This window comes from Marvinbryantia sp., assembly GCF_047017445.1.
In the GTDB taxonomy this organism is placed as follows: domain Bacteria; phylum Bacillota; class Clostridia; order Lachnospirales; family Lachnospiraceae; genus Marvinbryantia.
Map to the genome: position 1 here is coordinate 1 of NZ_JBKXTT010000027.1, position 15,628 is coordinate 15,628.

Below are 15,628 nucleotides of genomic sequence, written 5' to 3' on the forward strand. Positions count from 1 at the left end.
AAACCGGTGCTAATGTTTCAGTTTTTTCGGGACATTTTCAAAAATGCTTGACATTGCTTTTTCACAATTGTGAAAAGCTGCTGCCTGCGTGAAAGAAACACAGATGATAAGAAGCTGCGCCGCCAGGATCAGCGGGATTCCGATGGTGAATTTCGGCTTTTGTGTTTTGTGATGAAACACATACATGCCGAGCAGCGCTCCCACGGAGCCGCCCGCCGCTGCAAGCAGAAATAATCTGCGCTCCGGCACGCGCCATTTTCCTTTTACCGCCCGGTATTTATCCAGTCCGAATGTGCCAAAAGCAAGCAGATTGACAGCGGCAAGATAGATAAGAACAATATAATTCAGCATTCCGTTTTTCCTCCCGTGCAGATTTTTGCAATGCAGATGCGGATGCGCGCCGCCGGATTCATTCTCTGCCGGAGGCGCGCATCCGTCTTATACTATACCGGATTTCCGGGATGCTGTAAAGGACTACTCAAATACAATTTCTTTATGATACAGCGCCATTTCATCCAGCAATGCCCTGTTATCCGCGCCTTCGCCGGACAGGAGCTGTCCTTTTGAGCTCATGTATTCCTCAAAGTCACAGATATATACATCTATCCGGCTGATTTCCTGCCCCTGCACCGCAAACGTATTCGTAGTTCCACCGGAACCATAGGGAAGCTGCTTTCCATTTTCATCCAGAGCCGTCAGGAAATATCCCATTCCGGAGGGAGAAGAGCTCTCCGCCGGACTCTGCATTTCTATGACAATCTCAAACGGCGTTTTTGTAACCCTGGTCACGCCAAGTCCGCTCTCATCGAAATCATTGATTTTCAGCACCTGTGAATCAGCCGTATTTTTCGTTACTCCGAAGGTGAAATCCCATTCGCCCTCCTTCCACCAGTTTTCGTAGCGGTTCGGGAATAATCCGGCATCCGGGTAAAGCTCGTCATACTTCCGCTGCTGCTCTTCAAATAGCTGGTGCTCAATCTGTTTTTCTTCCTCCGTGAAATTCTCATAGTCATCGATATCCAGACCATGCTCCGCCAGAGCAGCATTATATTCATCTACCAGCTCCTGCGGCATTGCCGGAAGGGAGGCCTCCGCCAGGTCGGCAACGACCTTATCAAATTTCAGCGTGACAGAGAAATCCTCCGGAACCTCATAATAAGTTGTGTAATCTTTTATGTCCGGTCCGCCGGCAGATGCTATTACAGAAGCACTCAGCACATCCGTGCCAAGAATTTCTCTCAACCGGTCATATACATCGGACGCCGCAGTATCCAGCTCCTCTCTGCTGATGCCAAGCTGCGCCGCAAAGAAATCATTCTGGGCTTCAAAATACTCGTCCTGAACAGATTCTGTGGTATCGCTCAGGTCAAAGCGCATAACTCCGGCAAAGGTATGCTCATCCGTCAGTCTTCCTTCTACCGGCTCTGCGATGACGACTGCTTCCGGATAGTAGTCTGTAAGAAGCGTGCCGTTCCTCAGATACAGGTAGGCATTTCCGTCCTCATCTTTGCTGATGTCGGGGAAGCCTTCCTCCGACCGGACAACCAGCGCCACATTTAAAGACATGTCATTGCAGTAAACCTCGGAAAGAGTAACCGTAACGCCGTTAAAGGTCTGGCTGTAGCTGCCGTCTGCACCGGTCGCCGCAGCTTCTGCTCCGGCAGGCGCTGTCTGTCCGTCAACTGCGGACGCGGTCTGCTCTTCCGCTGCGGCGCCGCTCTCCGCTTCCTGAAGCGATGTCGCGTATTTTTCATAATCGCCGGAAAAACCAAGAGAACTGCCGATTTCTGCAAATACATGTCCCACCAGCGGAATATTTGCCGCAAACGCCGGGTTGGAGATACAGATGGTGGAGAACACGGCGGCCGATGCCGCCAGCGTACCGGCAACCGTAAGCGCCTTTCTCCTGCTGCGCCCGCGTCCCTTTTTCGTTTCCTTTCCGTTGCGCGCCTGCGCTTCTGCGCGGATTTTATCAAACGCCCCGCTCTGCGCCCTCTTTACCGCGTCAGGCAGCGCAAAATCCCGCTGCAGTACCTGCTCTATTGTTTTATCCAAACGTGTTTCTGATGAAGTGAAATCGCTTTGTCTGTTCATTCTGTCCTTCTCCTTTCCTGTCTGCGTCAGAATAATAAGTAACCTTCCGTGAGCTAACGGGCGGCGTATCCGCATAGGCTTCCCGCAGCTGCTGCCTGGCTCTCGCAATTCTGGTCTTTACCGTATTTTCATTCAGCTCCAGAATCGCGGCAATCTCTGAGAGCTTAAAGCCCTCCACATAGTGCAGAATCAGCACGACACGGTATTTTTCATCCACGGTCTCCAGCATTTCCTTAAACTCAAATTCCGCGATAGACATGTCGCTCTGCGGAATATCCGCAAAATCCTCCTGCAGATTCAGATTGCTGTAATGGCGGCGGATACTGTTGCATTCGTTTATCAGAATACGGATCATCCAGGTTCTGAAATACTCCGGCTTCTTCAGCGTATGAAGCTTTTCAAAATAGGTAAGGATGGTATCCTGAATGGCGTCCGCCGCATCCTCATCGTTATTTAAAATTCCACGGGCTACCTTTATACATTGCAAGAGAATTGCGCTCCATCAGCTCCAGAAATGCATCCGTATCCGACTTCATCGCGCGCTTTACAAGCTGTATCATTTTATAGCCCTCCTTTCTGGAGGCAAACAGCCCCTTTTTTCATCCGGATTTGTATGATTTGCAATATTGCTTTCGTCTTACAATCATTAGATGAAAAAAAAGGGCAAAAGGTTTCAGATTTTTTTAGCTTACGATATGATAATAACTCCGCGCCGTGATGCTGTACACGCAAACATAGCAGATGGAAAAAATTCCTGCTACCACAGCCGTCACTCCGGCAAACAGAAGCGTATTATTCATGTAAAATGCCTGCAGGATCTGCCGCATCAGCGGAAAGGCGACCACACAGTGAATGAGTGCTGTCCCGAGCGGCAGGAAAAACAGGATCAGGATCTGGCTCTTTATGGAGCGTTTGATCTCCCGCTTATCCATACCGACCTTCTTCATGATTTCGTAGCGGCCGCGGTCCTCGTAGCCCTCGATAATCTGCTTATAGTAAATGATCAGCACGGTCGCCATCAGGAACAATGAGCCCAGATAAATACCAAGGAACAGCATACTTCCATACATCAGATAGCTTGACTGGCGGAATTCGTAGCGGCTTTCCGTCAGATACCGCGGAACTCCCTCCGCTTCCTCCAGCTTGCTGAGAATATGGTCATACAGAGCGCTTGCCTCTTCCTCGCCGCCCGAAACGTCAAATTGTATCTTGTATTGCATATCGCTGGAATAATCAAAGGTCTCTTTTTGCAGACGGTCGATCTCCGCCAGCCGTTCGTCGCTGCTCACAACGATGCAGAACCAGCACGGCACTGTATTTGCCATCATATTGCTGACCGGAAATTCATCAAGATCGGCAGCGATCGTAAATTCTTCTCCCATTAACCGGAAGCTATCCGCAAGCGTTCCCTTGGCATGATAAACCGCAGTCTCATTGTCCGCAAGAGACAGCGTCCCGCCGGTCATGCGTGCGTAGGTTTCCGCAGAGATAAAGGTGACGGCAGCAAGGTCGTCATAGGAAACGGAGGCGCGGTCTTCAACCGCGGAATCGGGAAGCAGCTCGTTCTCCCGCTTAAGAAACGTCACGCTCAGCGACTGGTATGCCTGATAGTTTTCAAACGACACGTCCAGCTCCGCGGCCGTCTCCTCCACCATCTTTTCCATTGCAGCATTCTGCTGCGGGCTGCTCTCATAGAAGGTGAATGCAAGCTCCGTCGGGAATCGCGTGTCGGCGATATCCTTCATCCCGGCATAGAGGCTGACTGTAGTGGAGAGCACCAGCAGCACGCCCGTTGAGAGGATGCAGATATTTGCAAGCCCGACTGCGTTTTGCTTCATGCGGTAAATCATGCCGGACACAGCCACAAAATGATTGGTGCGGTAATAATAATTTTTCCGTTTCTTCAGCATTTTTAAAAGCGCAATGCTCCCGGTAAGAAACAACAGGTAAGTGCCCACCATGACAAGCAGCACAGCGATAAAGAGCATGGTGAGGGCCTCCACCACATTGTCGGTCGTGACAGCGATATAATAACCTGCCGCCATGCATATCACGCCAAGCAGTGCCAGAAACCAGCGTGTCTTCGGCTCCCGCTCTCCGGTATTTTCACTCTTTAGCAGCTCGATCGCGGACGCCCGGCGGATAGAATGCACATTGTAGAGCATTACCAGCACGAAAATACCGGCAAATACCAGCGGCGTCGTGCGAAGCGCAAAGAAATCGATATGGTAGGCAACAGAAACCGGGTAATGAAATACCTTTAAAATTATCAGAAACATCAGCCGATCCAGAAGCAGTCCGGCAGCAACTCCGCCCGCGATCCCGGCAAATGCCAGTATCAGCGTTTCCCATATCATAATGCCGGTAATGTGACGCTTCTCCAGACCGAGAATATGGTACAGCCCCAGTTCCCGCTTCCTGCGCTTCATCAGAAAGCTGTTCGTATAGAAGATGAAGATCAGGGCAAAAATCCCGATCACATACACACCGAATGAAAGAACCATTGCGGCTGCCGCTTTTTCTGTGAACGCCGGATTGCGGCTCACACTGCACATGCTGTAAAACATCGCGGTCATCAGAATGACCGTCAGAAGAAACGGCAGGTAAAAACGGCGGTTATTGCGAATGTTGGTCCACGCCATCGTGCGGAACAGTCCCCTACGCATGAAGCTCACCACCTGTCTGCAGAATCGTCAGCGTGTTGGAAATTTTCTCAAACATTTCCTCACTCGTCATCTCTCCGCGGTAAATCTGGTGGAACACTTCGCCGTCCCTGATGAACAGGACGCGCTTTGCGTAACTCGCCGCCTTGGTGGAGTGCGTAACCATCAGAATCGTCTGCCCCTCGGCGTTAATGTCGGAAAACAGCTTTAAAAGGCTTTCTGACGCTTTGGAATCCAGCGCTCCGGTCGGCTCATCCGCCAGCACAAGCTTCGGTCTTGTGATCAGTGCGCGCGCTGCCGCAGCACGCTGCTTCTGTCCGCCGGATACCTCGTAGGGAAACTTTTTTAAAATGTCGCAGATAGCAAGTTTTGAGGCAATCACCTTTAAGCGCTCTTCCATCTGACTGTAATTGCAGCCGGAAAGTACCAGCGGCAGCAGAATATTATCCTCCAGGGAAAAGGTGTCCAGCAAGTTAAAATCCTGGAACACAAAACCGAGGTTCGTGCGCCGGAAAGCGGATAGCTCCTTCTCCGAGATTGCGGAAAGGCTTTTTCCGTTCAGCTTCACGTCTCCGCCTGTCGGTTTGTCGAGCGCGGCAAGAATATTGAGCAGCGTGGTTTTTCCGCTCCCGCTCTCGCCCATGATGGCGACATACTCGCCCTGTTCCACCGAAAAATTGACGTTTTTCAGGGCGACGACCTGGTTTCCGCCAAAGCGGGTGGTATATACTTTCTTCAAATGAGTGACATCTAATAATGGCATTGTATATCCTCCTTTATCTGATTGCAGCGCCCGCCCGCAAACGCTTTCGGAGGTACCGTTCACTTTGTTCGCAGTAACCTTCCGGGCGCTGTCTTTATGCTAAATATACAATACGGGGAAATGCGCTGCCATAGCTTTGGCTTACATTTCCCCGTCCAGCCTTACAATTTTGAAAGATTCGGAAATAAAACGGTCATTTTCGTACCGGTGCCCGGTACCGATGCCACCTCTATGCGATGCCCCAGCTTATCGAGAATCTGCTTGCACAGATAAAGTCCAAGCCCGGTTGCTTTTTTATCCCGCCTGCCGTTAAAGCCTGTGTAGCCCTTCTCAAAAATGCGCGGCAGATCCTCCGCGGAAATGCCGATGCCGGTGTCCTCTATCACAAAGCCCTGCCCTCCCTCTGCGCCGTAGATGGAAATCGTCCCGACGTTGGTATATTTCAGGGCATTTGACAAAAGCTGTTCGATAACAAATACCATCCATTTTTCATCGGTCAGCACCTTCTGGTGCGTTTCCGAAAAATTGACGGACAGCTTCCTGCCAATAAACATGCGGGCATATTTGCGCAGCGCCTGGCGTATCATATCGTCCAGGTCATACGTCTGCAGGACAAAATCGTTTGCCGTACTGCCGAGCCGCAGATACTGCAGCACCATTTCCGTATACTGCTCGATTTTAAAAAGCTCCAGCGACATTTCCCCGGCATTAGGGCTTTCCTCGGTCTGCAGCAGCAGGTTCATGGCGGAAATCGGCGTCTTAATCTGATGGACCCACAGCGTGTAATAGTCAATCAGATCCGCATATTGTATGGCGGATCGCTCCTGCTCGTCAATCCGGTTCCTGTAAATTTTCCGGATAAGCGTCTGGTATTCCTCCTCCAGATAATCGAAGGGAAGCGGAAAATCCTCCGGCACCGGAAGCTCCTGCGAAAGCATAAATTCAATCTTGCGGCAATGCGATACATAGCGCAGAAAGTCGAATATCAGAAAAAGCAGTCCGCAGGCGACGGAAAGCAGCGCCGCGTAAAGCGCAGCGGAGACCGGCAGATCATACAGAAAATAAACAAGGCAGAAGCAGCCGGTAAGAAGCAGAAACCACAGCAGCACCTTGTAGATGCGCTTCAGATAACCGGTCAGATATTTACTCCACAAGATAACCAATTCCTTTCTTCGTCACAATATAATCGTAAAGCCCCGCCTGCTCCAGCTTTTTGCGAAGCCTTGTGACATTGACGGTCAGCGTGTTATCATCAATAAAACTGTCCGTCTCCCACAGACGCGCCATGATCGTGTCGCGGCTCACCACACGCCCCTTATTTTCCATCAGGATCCGCAGTATTCGGTACTCGTTTTTCGTCAGCTCCACTACCTTGTCTTCATAAAGCAGCGTGGTATTGTCCATATTCAAAACCACGCCCCGGTGCTCCAGGATACTGGTCTGCCCGGCAAAATCGTAGGTGCGGCGCAGCACTGCCTGGATTTTTGCGGTCAGTACCGTCAGCTCAAAGGGCTTCGCCAGAAAATCATCCGCCCCGTAATTGACCGCCATAATGATGTTCATATCATCGGCGGCGGAGGATATAAAAATCACCGGCGCCTTGGAAATTTTGCGGATCTCGCTGCACCAGTAATAGCCATTGTAGTACGGCAGGGAAATATCCATCAGCACAAGATGCGGCAGGAAGGAGGAAAATTCCGCCGTGATATTGGCGAAATTTTTAGCCACCTGCGCCTCGTATCCGAAGGAAGCCAGATATTCACATATTTTATCCGCAATCACTCGGTCATCCTCCACAATTAATATTTTGTAAATCATGATGTCCTCTCCTTTTCCAGAAGCATCTGCTCCAGCTTGGCGGCAGCGATGCTCAGTGGATGCTCCGTATGCCTTATCAGACAGATAGCCCTCTCCGGAACCTCCTCCGCAAGCTGCAGCCGCCGGATACCCTCCCCTTCTGTTTCATTTTTCAGAAATTCTTCCGGAACGAAGCCGATGCCAAGATTGTTCTTTACCATCGGCAGAATCTGGTCCGCCGTCGCCGCCTCGATATCCGGCGCCAGCGTCAGATGATGCTGCAGAAACCAGTCGTGATACAGTGCATAGGTTTTGGTCTGCGTTCCCAGGCAGATGACGGGGTACTGCGCCAGCTCTGCAAGAAAGATTTTTCTGCCCGCCAGATGGGCGAATGCCGGACCGCAGATCGCCTGCTCGCGCAAGGTGCGCAGAACGCTCAGTCTCATCTGTGGGGAGGTGTCCGCCGGCGTTGTTACCACCGCAAAATCGACCAGACCGTTTTTCAGCGCGTCGACCGCCTGCGGAGTGGAATAATTTGATACCCGCAGGCGGATGCCCGGATAAAGCTCCCGGAACTGCTTCAGCACCGGAAGCAGCAGGCAGTGCAGCGCCACCTCGCTGGCGCCGATGGAAACCACGCCGCTCTGCAGCCCCCTGTCCAGCAGCAGCTCCTGCTCGCCCTCCTGGATATGCTCCGCCGCGATGCGGACATGCGCGTAGAGCTTCTCCCCCTCCGGCGTGAGGGAAACGCCGCGGCTGGAGCGCACAAACAGCGTACAGCCCAGCTCCCGCTCCAGATTCTTAATCGTACGGGTGACATTCGGCTGATTATTCAGCAGGATATTCGCCGCCTGCGTAAAGCTGCGATATCTCGCCACATAATAAAAAACCCGGTAATAATCGTAGCTGATATACACGTTGCCCTCCTATAAAGCCAGCGGATTTTTCCGCGCTGTGCGTCTTTGCTGTTACTGTTCACGTCGTTCACAGTAACTCTTTGCTTCACTCCGGTCGTTGCCAGATGGGTGCCGCTGGCATTATCATGTCATTTTGATATATATTAAATGCGAAACATACATTTTACATATTCTTTGTTTTCTATTATAGTATAAGCGCTGCGAATGTGCAAGCGTCTCCTGGTGCTGTTTACTTCGACACAGCGGACAGGACGCTGCAGAAAAATGGAGGGAATTGTTATGGAAGAGATTATGGAACTGCTTATGATTCTGGCTTTCTGCGTGGCCATCGCCGTGCAGCTTGTCCATCAGATTTCCGGTAAGAAAGCGGCTAATCCTGTTACCCGTGCTGCGCTCGCCGCGCTTTGCGCCGGGTTTCTTATCGGAACAGTGAACAAAATTATTACAGCGCCATCCTCACAGATGTTTCTGGCATATCTGTCCGGATTTATGCTGAGCTACAGCGCACTGGTGCTGACATTTCCGGGACGGAAGGCTGCGTAACCATGAAGAAAAAGCTACCTTCTCACGGACAGATGTCCGAAGCCTTTCTGACAGCGGCTTTTTTGTCCGCGTCGGGCGGACTGCAGGATGCCTACACGTATCTTACCCGCGGCAGCGTATTTGCCAACGCGCAGACCGGAAATATTGTTCTGCTCAGTGAAAGTCTTTTCGCAAAAAACTGGCATACAACCCTCCGCTATCTCGTGCCGCTGCTCTCCTTTGCCCTCGGAGTGGCGGCGGCGGAGATGATCCGGCATTTCTGCCGGAAGATGACAGCCGGATGGGCGGACAGGCAGCGGCAATGTGACCGGCGTACGAGGCGGTTTCACCGTTTCTTTGAGGGGCGGCTGCACTGGCGGCAGCTTGTCCTTATGCTGGAGGTGCTTCTGCTGTTTTTTGTCGGATTTCTTCCGGAGTCTCTGAATCTTCCGGCAAACGCCCTGGTATCCTTTTCCTGCGCCATGCAGGTGCAGGCTTTCCGGAAAGTGAACGGCTATTCCTTTGCCAGCACCATGTGTATCGGAAATATCCGCAGCGGCGTGGAATCCCTCTGCGCCTGCCGCATCACGCACAACCGGCAGGATTTTTCCAAAGCACTGCACTATTTCGGCATTATCTTTTTCTTTGCGCTTGGCGCCGGAGTGGGCAGCCGTCTCATCCTGGTTCTGGGACTGCGCGCAATCTGGGTATCCTGTCTGCTTCTGCTGGCCGGATTTATTTTGATGCTGATACCGTAAATCCACAGAGGTGTCTGCATATTATATCCCGCCTCAGCCTGCAAGCTTTATCAGGCAGGTTTTCCCACGGAATGCAGCACCATAACACAGTACGGTCTTATAGCCTTCCAGCTCAAGGTTTTTCTTATACTGCTCCTTCTCAATCTGCTGAAGCGCATCCGCACATTCTTTTTCCAGACTGTCCCCATTTCCTTTCTTTCCGGACCATTTCACCTCAATTACAAGCGCACGCCTGTGCCGCTGCTCTTTTATAATGACGTCTGCCCGGCCGGTCCCGGCTTCTGAATTTGACTTCACTGCATATCCCGCGCCCAGGAACATACCCGTGACCATCGCATGATAGTAATCCTCTTTATAGTCAAAATAACTGATTGTGTCAAACAGGATATCCGTAATCTCCTGCGTCAGCTTTTCCGCATCGCCGTCCCACCATGCTTCAAACAGGGCAGTGCGATCCTGTGCCGCTATTTTTTCCTCGAACCATTTCTTTACCGTACTTCCAAACACGGACTTTACTTCTTCATTCGGAATACGCAGCGCCATTTTTCCGTCCTCCGGCTGCATTCCCTTCGGAAGCTTCTCCTGCGGGACCTGTGTCAGATAACCTGTCAGATACAGGATACTCCACAGGTTATCCTCTGTAGAATGGGCAATATCGTAGGTCAGATCCTCGCGGACCGGCTCCTGGATCACGCCGCCCGCCAGCAGCGTCTCAAACTTCTCGTTGACATTAATCTGCGGATGGTCGATAAAACGCCGGATGATATTATTGTGGCTCGTGTCAATCCAGTAATTTCCGGGCTTCGCATCCGGGTCTGTCATCAAAGCCCTGACATGGTTAATCACATCCCACGGGCAGTATATTTCTTTACTGCCAAAGAGGTACCCGTCATACCATTTTTTCATTTCAGGCAAAGCGTCCTGCAATTCAGCGGCATCCAGCAATGCAATCACCTCCGGCTCACTAAACCCGAAGCAATCCTGGTACTTTTTACTGGATATTGAATCGGATATAAAATTGTTCGCTCCTGTAAAGATGCTCTCTTTCGCAATCCGGAGGCATCCTGTCACCACCGCAAATTTTAAGTTCGGATTGGACTTCCACGTCATGCCGAGAAACTTTTTTATGATGTTCAGCATTTTCTCATAATATCCATTATCGCTGGCTTTCGCAAGCGGGACATCATACTCGTCGACAAGTAAAATTACCTCTCTGCCATAGTGTGCTTTCATCATGCGGAGCAGCGTGAGCAAAGCGCCCTTTACATCTGACACGGTTCCATTTTCACTTTTCAGCCGAAGAAAACGCTCTTTGTCCGCACTGTCAACCTTATCGCTATCTGTCAAATAACTGTGTTCAATGCAAAGCACAGATATTGTATATTGCAGAAGCCCATATGCATCTTCAAAGCTGTCCCCATCCACGTCCTTCAGAGTCAGGAACAGAATCGGCCACTGGTTCATCCATTCCGCACAGAAATCCGTATATTTTGCTATTTCAAGCCCCTCGAACATCTGCCTGCTATCCTTGCGGATATCGAAGAATTCTGCAAGCATGCTCATCGTAAGAGTCTTTCCAAAGCGGCGCGGTCTGGTAATCAGGTTGACCGTGAATTCCTCATTTAACAATTCCCGGATAAAGTCCGTCTTATCAACGTAATAACAATTCCTGCTGCGCACTTGCTCAAAAAGGTCAATGCCATACGGCAGATTCACTTTTGCCATTCTATCCACACTCCTATCATGCTTACCATACCATAAAACTCCCCTTTGTTGCAAGAGAATTTGTCATACAGAAACATTATGCTGCAGTGTCTTGCCGTCGTAACCAATATCCGGTCATCCCGTATGATTGCTATGCACGAGGTGATATCCTTGATAAAAACATCTTTAAGGACAAACAGTTAGTCAAGAATTTCAAGCAGCTAAAAATATCTTTCACTCTGGGAGCAAAACGGCTAACCTACATTTTATACTATAAGTTCCTCGAATTTGCCTTATGAGAAGATAGGCGAAGGGGAGCCGGTCTGCATCGCGGATGAGGTGCCGTTTGAGATTCCGGAGAGCTGGGAATGGGTGCGGCTGTCCTTTCTCGGAGAAATAGTAGGTGGTGGGACGCCAAAAACCTCTGACAGAGAAAGTTGGGCAAATGCAACCATACCTTGGCTTACTCCAGCAGATATGAAGTATGTAACTGGAAAATATGTTAGTCATGGCGAAAGAGCTATATCCGAATACGGTCTTGCGCATTCCTCCGCGCAACTTATGCCTGCCGGAAGCATATTATATTCGAGTCGTGCGCCAATCGGATATATTGCTATCTCGGGAAACAGTATTTGCACAAATCAAGGGTTTAAGTCTCTTGTCCCGGTTATTCCCGATTTGAATGATTACCTATACTATTGCCTTATTACGCTTACTCCCTCTATTCAAGCAAGGGCATCGGGAACTACATTCAAAGAGATTTCAAGAACAGAATTTGGTAAAACATTGATTCCTATTCCTCCGCTTAAAGAGCAGAAACGCATAGTAACCAAAATTGAGGATGCCATGCCCGGAGTGGAGCAATACAGTGAACGCGCCAACACATTAACGAGATTAAATCACGATTTCCCGGATTCATTGAAAAAGTCCATCCTCCAATGGGCGGTTCAGGGTAAACTCGTCCCACAAGACCCGAACGATGAGCCTGCCTCTGTCTTGCTGGAGCGCATCCGTGCAGAGAAAGGGCATCTCATCCGCAAGGGAAAAATCAAACGGGACAAGCATGAATCCGTCATATTCAGACGGGATAATTCTTATTATGAGAAGGTGGACGGAATTGAGCGGTGTATCGACGCGGAGATACCGTTTGATGTGCCGGATTCGTGGGAATGGATAAGGCTGGGAACGGTATGTGAAGTGGTCCGTGGGGGCTCACCAAGACCGATAAAGCAATTTTTGACTGATTCAGACGAAGGTATAAACTGGATTAAAATAAGTGATTCTGACAAGGGCGGGAAATATATCAGCAGTACGAAAGAAAAAATTATACCAGAAGGAATTTCTAAGAGTCGAATTGTTCATGCAGGTGATTTCCTTTTAACGAATTCGATGAGCTTTGGACGTCCATACATTTTAAAAATTGATGGTTGCATTCATGACGGTTGGTTGGTTTTAAGCGGCTATGAGATTGCGTATTATAAAGATTTTTTATATCATATGATTTCAGCCTCATTTGCATATTGTCAGTTTTGCGGTGTAGTCAGTGGAGCTGTTGTGAAAAATCTTAATAGCGATAAAGTATCGTATGCGTTATTTCCACTTCCGCCCCTCGCTGAACAAAAGCGGATTGTCGAGAAAATCGAGAGCATCCTTCCTCATATAGAAGCAATGTGACTTGTATCAGATATAATCATGGTGAAAGGAGGTCTTTCACCATGATTGAAGAATTTGAAAGACATCTGAGAGGAACAAACCTCTCGGAAAACACCGTGACCTCGTACCTCTTTGCTGTGAAACAGTACAGCGAACGGTACGATACCGTTACAAAACGCAGTCTGAAAGAACACAAAACCTGGCTGATCGAACACTACAGGCCCAAGACGGTCAATTTGCGCATCCGGGCAATCAACTGCTATCTGGAAAGCGTAAGAAAGGATGCCTGGAAGCTGTCCTCCGTCAAAGTTCAGCAGAAAGCATTTTTGGAGAATGTAATCAGCGAAGCAGATTACACCTACTTCAAGAACTGCTTGAAGCGCGATGACAATATGCTGTGGTACTTTGTCGTGCGTTTCCTCGCTGCCACCGGAGCCAGAGTCAGCGAACTGGTGCAGATTAAGGTGGAGCATATTAAGCTGGGACACCTCGATCTCTACTCGAAGGGTGGGAAACTTCGCCGAATCTACATTCCCAAGGTCTTGCAGGAAGAAGCCCTTTCCTGGCTGAATGAAAGAGGGCAGGAAAGCGGCTTTATCTTTTTGAACCGCTTTGGTGAGCGAATTACTACTCGTGGCATCTCCGGACAGCTAAAGAAGCTGGCGGTGAAGTACGGCATTGACCCGGCTGTGGTCTATCCTCATTCTTTCCGCCACCGGTTCGCCAAGAGCTTCCTAGAACGCTGCAACGACATTGCGTTTCTGGCTGATTTGATGGGCCACGAGAGCATTGAGACCACAAGAATTTATCTCCGAAAGACTGCAACGGAGCAGAGAGCCATCGTCGATGACGTCGTAGACTGGTGAAGAAGCGGGGCATACAGTCCAAAAGAATTGTATGCCCTGAAATTTTACAGCTTTTCGATTTGTTTAATTAACCCGTAGAGCCTGTCTACAATGCGCTGCTGTTCATCAATAGGTGGTATGGGAATTAAAACTGTGTTAATCTTTGACACGGCCAGTCCAGGCTGTGCTGTCGCAGTTGCGTATTGGTTGAGATTAAGGGCTTCAAGAAAAACACAAGCCCATGATACATTCGTTGCACTAAATGTCTCGACACATACAGCATGTTCCGTTGCATAAAATGTCCCAGATGCGCGATTTACATTTCCGCACAGCGCTCCTTGCCTCCCGATAATCGGATAATCACCATCTCGATTCGCAATTCCGACATATCCTCTTATTCCATTACCGCCATAACAAGGTACAGAACCCGGAAAAGAATGGTCACATATTTCAGAGCCTTTTATATTTTTTCCTGCTTGAAGCAAAAACATCGCTCCAATTCTACTCCAAGACCAACTTTCCGGCACATCAAACGGTATCTCCGCGTCGATACACCGCTCAATTCCGTCCACCTTCTCATAATAAGAAATTTGTAATCTGTTCTATAGCAATTTTACTGCGTTCGATAATTCGTAATTGTTCCATTTCGGGAGGAATGGGTACTAGAAATTCTCTCATCCCAGCTAACGGAACATTTTTTATGGTTGTTCCGGTAGCAACTTGTGAAACGTATTTACTAAAGTAATATGTTTCCAATACAATTTTTATATACTCTTTGTTTATCCCCGGAAGAAGATTAAAAAAGCATGCGCTCTTTCCTAAAATAACATGCTCACCTTCATAAAAAGCAATATTACCAATCGTTCCATTTATCGAGACCAGCACTGTTGAGTCATTCAATTCGCGTTTATGTTTCTCTGCTTCATTAGCAGATACGGTTTTGGTTGATGCTCTTATAATGATTTTCCCATCAGATAGATTATTTCCATTAATAAAAGCTACTTCTCCATCAAGTGAATATTGTGGCGTTCCATGAATTCCGTCCCCAAGAATAGAGACGATTGATGATAGCCTACACCACACCCATGATTCAGGTATATCAAATGGAACTTCATCATCAATGCAAGTCTCTATTTTACCAGAGACTTCGTAATAAGAATTATCCCGTCTGAATATGACGGATTCATGCTTGTCCCGTTTGATTTTGCCCTCACGCACAAGCTGCTCTTTCTCTGCCCGGATGCGTTCCAGCAGTACGGAGGCAGGCTCATCGTTCGGATCTTGTGGGACAATTTTACCCTGAACAGCCCATTGGAGAATGGATTTCTTGAGCTGTTCGGGGAATTGCTCATCAAGTATTTTTGAACGGCTGTATGCATTGCTGTAGCTGTCAACAAAGGTAAAAATCTCATCGAGCTTCGCTACAATTCGCGTTTGTTCGTTGAGTGGAGGAATCGGAACAAAAAGCGATACCATTGTTTCTGTACCAACTCTGGGCATTTTAACTCCATAGGTAGCTGAATTTATCGCCGTGTCCACATAAGGACATTTTAGGAAAGCGACAATATACTGTGAATATAACTTGCCATACAACTTAAATGGTACGATTTCTGGAGTGCATATACCATCATTGGGTGCGATGAGTATTTTCAAAAGGTATGGTCGCAGTTTACTGTAAAGAATATCTCCTTTTTCAAAATACGTTTTATCTCCGACAGCCCTACGTTCACCAACACTTCTTTCGGCTAAAAGACGTCCACCTTTTTCAATATCTTCAAGATCAAGTCCCCATATGTCAGGATCTGCATTTTGCGCCTTTATCTTCTGCTTTGTCTGTGCGTAAGTAGAAATGCTCCCCAGCCGCACCCATTCCCAGCTCTCCGGAATCTCAAACGGCACCTCATCCGCGATG

Annotated in this window: 15 protein-coding genes; 4 read left to right on the top strand and 11 right to left on the bottom strand. The window is 48.9% G+C overall.

Going from position 1 to position 15,628, the window contains the following annotated elements; all coding sequences use genetic code 11:
• Positions 1-9: 9 nt before the first annotated feature.
• From ACLU9Q_RS19145 to ACLU9Q_RS19180, 8 genes are all read right to left on the bottom strand, one after another.
• On the bottom strand, positions 10-351 hold the full coding sequence (locus ACLU9Q_RS19145; RefSeq protein WP_412625847.1) for a DUF1294 domain-containing protein: 342 nt from the start codon (positions 349-351) through the stop codon (positions 10-12).
• 123 nt (positions 352-474) lie between these two features.
• Positions 475-2,094, bottom strand: a complete 1,620-nt coding sequence (locus ACLU9Q_RS19150; protein WP_412625848.1) for a DUF4179 domain-containing protein — start codon at positions 2,092-2,094, stop codon at positions 475-477.
• Entirely contained in the window at positions 2,048-2,581 is a 534-nt protein-coding gene (locus ACLU9Q_RS19155; RefSeq protein WP_296839332.1) for an RNA polymerase sigma factor, read from the bottom strand. The genes ACLU9Q_RS19150 and ACLU9Q_RS19155 overlap by 47 nt, the downstream gene beginning before the upstream one ends.
• Before the next feature lie 196 nt (positions 2,582-2,777).
• Positions 2,778-4,760, bottom strand: coding sequence for an ABC transporter permease (locus tag ACLU9Q_RS19160; RefSeq protein ID WP_296839334.1), 1,983 nt, complete (start codon positions 4,758-4,760; stop codon positions 2,778-2,780).
• Entirely contained in the window at positions 4,753-5,520 is a 768-nt protein-coding gene (locus ACLU9Q_RS19165; protein WP_296839336.1) for an ABC transporter ATP-binding protein, read from the bottom strand. Before ACLU9Q_RS19165 ends, ACLU9Q_RS19160 begins: the two co-directional genes overlap by 8 nt.
• 161 nt (positions 5,521-5,681) lie before the next feature.
• A complete protein-coding gene (locus ACLU9Q_RS19170; protein WP_296839338.1) occupies positions 5,682-6,674 on the bottom strand; it encodes a sensor histidine kinase in 993 nt (330 codons plus the stop codon).
• Positions 6,664-7,335, bottom strand: a complete 672-nt coding sequence (locus ACLU9Q_RS19175; RefSeq protein WP_296839344.1) for a response regulator transcription factor — start codon at positions 7,333-7,335, stop codon at positions 6,664-6,666. Before ACLU9Q_RS19175 ends, ACLU9Q_RS19170 begins: the two co-directional genes overlap by 11 nt.
• Positions 7,335-8,234, bottom strand: coding sequence for a LysR family transcriptional regulator (locus ACLU9Q_RS19180; protein WP_296905947.1), 900 nt, complete (start codon positions 8,232-8,234; stop codon positions 7,335-7,337). Before ACLU9Q_RS19180 ends, ACLU9Q_RS19175 begins: the two co-directional genes overlap by 1 nt.
• Positions 8,235-8,513: 279 nt before the next feature.
• Here ACLU9Q_RS19180 and ACLU9Q_RS19185 point away from each other — a divergent pair, with 279 nt between their 5' ends.
• Both ACLU9Q_RS19185 and ACLU9Q_RS19190 read left to right on the top strand, forming a co-directional pair.
• The gene (locus tag ACLU9Q_RS19185) at positions 8,514-8,777 is read left to right on the top strand and encodes a hypothetical protein (RefSeq protein WP_296841260.1); all 264 of its coding nucleotides are present in this window, start codon (positions 8,514-8,516) and stop codon (positions 8,775-8,777) included.
• Between the two features lie 2 nt (positions 8,778-8,779).
• On the top strand, positions 8,780-9,514 hold the full coding sequence (locus tag ACLU9Q_RS19190) for a YoaK family protein (protein WP_308594083.1): 735 nt from the start codon (positions 8,780-8,782) through the stop codon (positions 9,512-9,514).
• A gap of 33 nt (positions 9,515-9,547) precedes the next feature.
• Here ACLU9Q_RS19190 and ACLU9Q_RS19195 read toward each other — a convergent pair whose 3' ends face one another.
• Positions 9,548-11,239: an AAA family ATPase gene (locus ACLU9Q_RS19195; RefSeq protein WP_296841261.1), complete on the bottom strand. Its 1,692-nt coding sequence runs from the start codon at positions 11,237-11,239 to the stop codon at positions 9,548-9,550.
• A gap of 267 nt (positions 11,240-11,506) precedes the next feature.
• On the opposite strand from ACLU9Q_RS19195, the gene ACLU9Q_RS19200 reads away from it, so the two are divergent.
• Together ACLU9Q_RS19200 and ACLU9Q_RS19205 are read left to right on the top strand one after the other, a co-directional pair.
• Positions 11,507-12,892 (top strand): restriction endonuclease subunit S, encoded by a 1,386-nt coding sequence (locus tag ACLU9Q_RS19200; protein WP_298511928.1) that lies wholly within the window; start codon positions 11,507-11,509, stop codon positions 12,890-12,892.
• 41 nt (positions 12,893-12,933) lie between these two features.
• Positions 12,934-13,737 carry a tyrosine-type recombinase/integrase gene (locus ACLU9Q_RS19205; RefSeq protein WP_298511925.1) on the top strand — a complete coding sequence of 268 codons (804 nt, stop codon included), beginning with the start codon at positions 12,934-12,936 and terminating at the stop codon, positions 13,735-13,737.
• A 44-nt stretch (positions 13,738-13,781) separates the two neighbouring features.
• On the opposite strand, the gene ACLU9Q_RS19210 is transcribed toward ACLU9Q_RS19205, so the two are convergent.
• A complete protein-coding gene (locus ACLU9Q_RS19210; protein WP_412625849.1) occupies positions 13,782-14,288 on the bottom strand; it encodes a restriction endonuclease subunit S in 507 nt (168 codons plus the stop codon).
• Positions 14,289-14,292: 4 nt separating this feature from the next.
• The coding region (locus ACLU9Q_RS19215; RefSeq protein WP_412625850.1) for a restriction endonuclease subunit S at positions 14,293-15,628 on the bottom strand (1,336 nt) is incomplete at its 5' end.

Coding starts and splice junctions, on each gene's coding strand:
- ACLU9Q_RS19145 (WP_412625847.1), bottom strand. CDS start 351: ATGCTGAATTATATTGTTCTTATCTATCTTGCCGCTGTCAATCTGCTT.
- ACLU9Q_RS19150 (WP_412625848.1), bottom strand. CDS start 2,094: ATGAACAGACAAAGCGATTTCACTTCATCAGAAACACGTTTGGATAAA.
- ACLU9Q_RS19160 (WP_296839334.1), bottom strand. CDS start 4,760: ATGCGTAGGGGACTGTTCCGCACGATGGCGTGGACCAACATTCGCAAT.
- ACLU9Q_RS19165 (WP_296839336.1), bottom strand. CDS start 5,520: ATGCCATTATTAGATGTCACTCATTTGAAGAAAGTATATACCACCCGC.
- ACLU9Q_RS19185 (WP_296841260.1), top strand. CDS start 8,514: ATGGAAGAGATTATGGAACTGCTTATGATTCTGGCTTTCTGCGTGGCC.
- ACLU9Q_RS19190 (WP_308594083.1), top strand. CDS start 8,780: ATGAAGAAAAAGCTACCTTCTCACGGACAGATGTCCGAAGCCTTTCTG.
- ACLU9Q_RS19195 (WP_296841261.1), bottom strand. CDS start 11,239: ATGGCAAAAGTGAATCTGCCGTATGGCATTGACCTTTTTGAGCAAGTG.
- ACLU9Q_RS19205 (WP_298511925.1), top strand. CDS start 12,934: ATGATTGAAGAATTTGAAAGACATCTGAGAGGAACAAACCTCTCGGAA.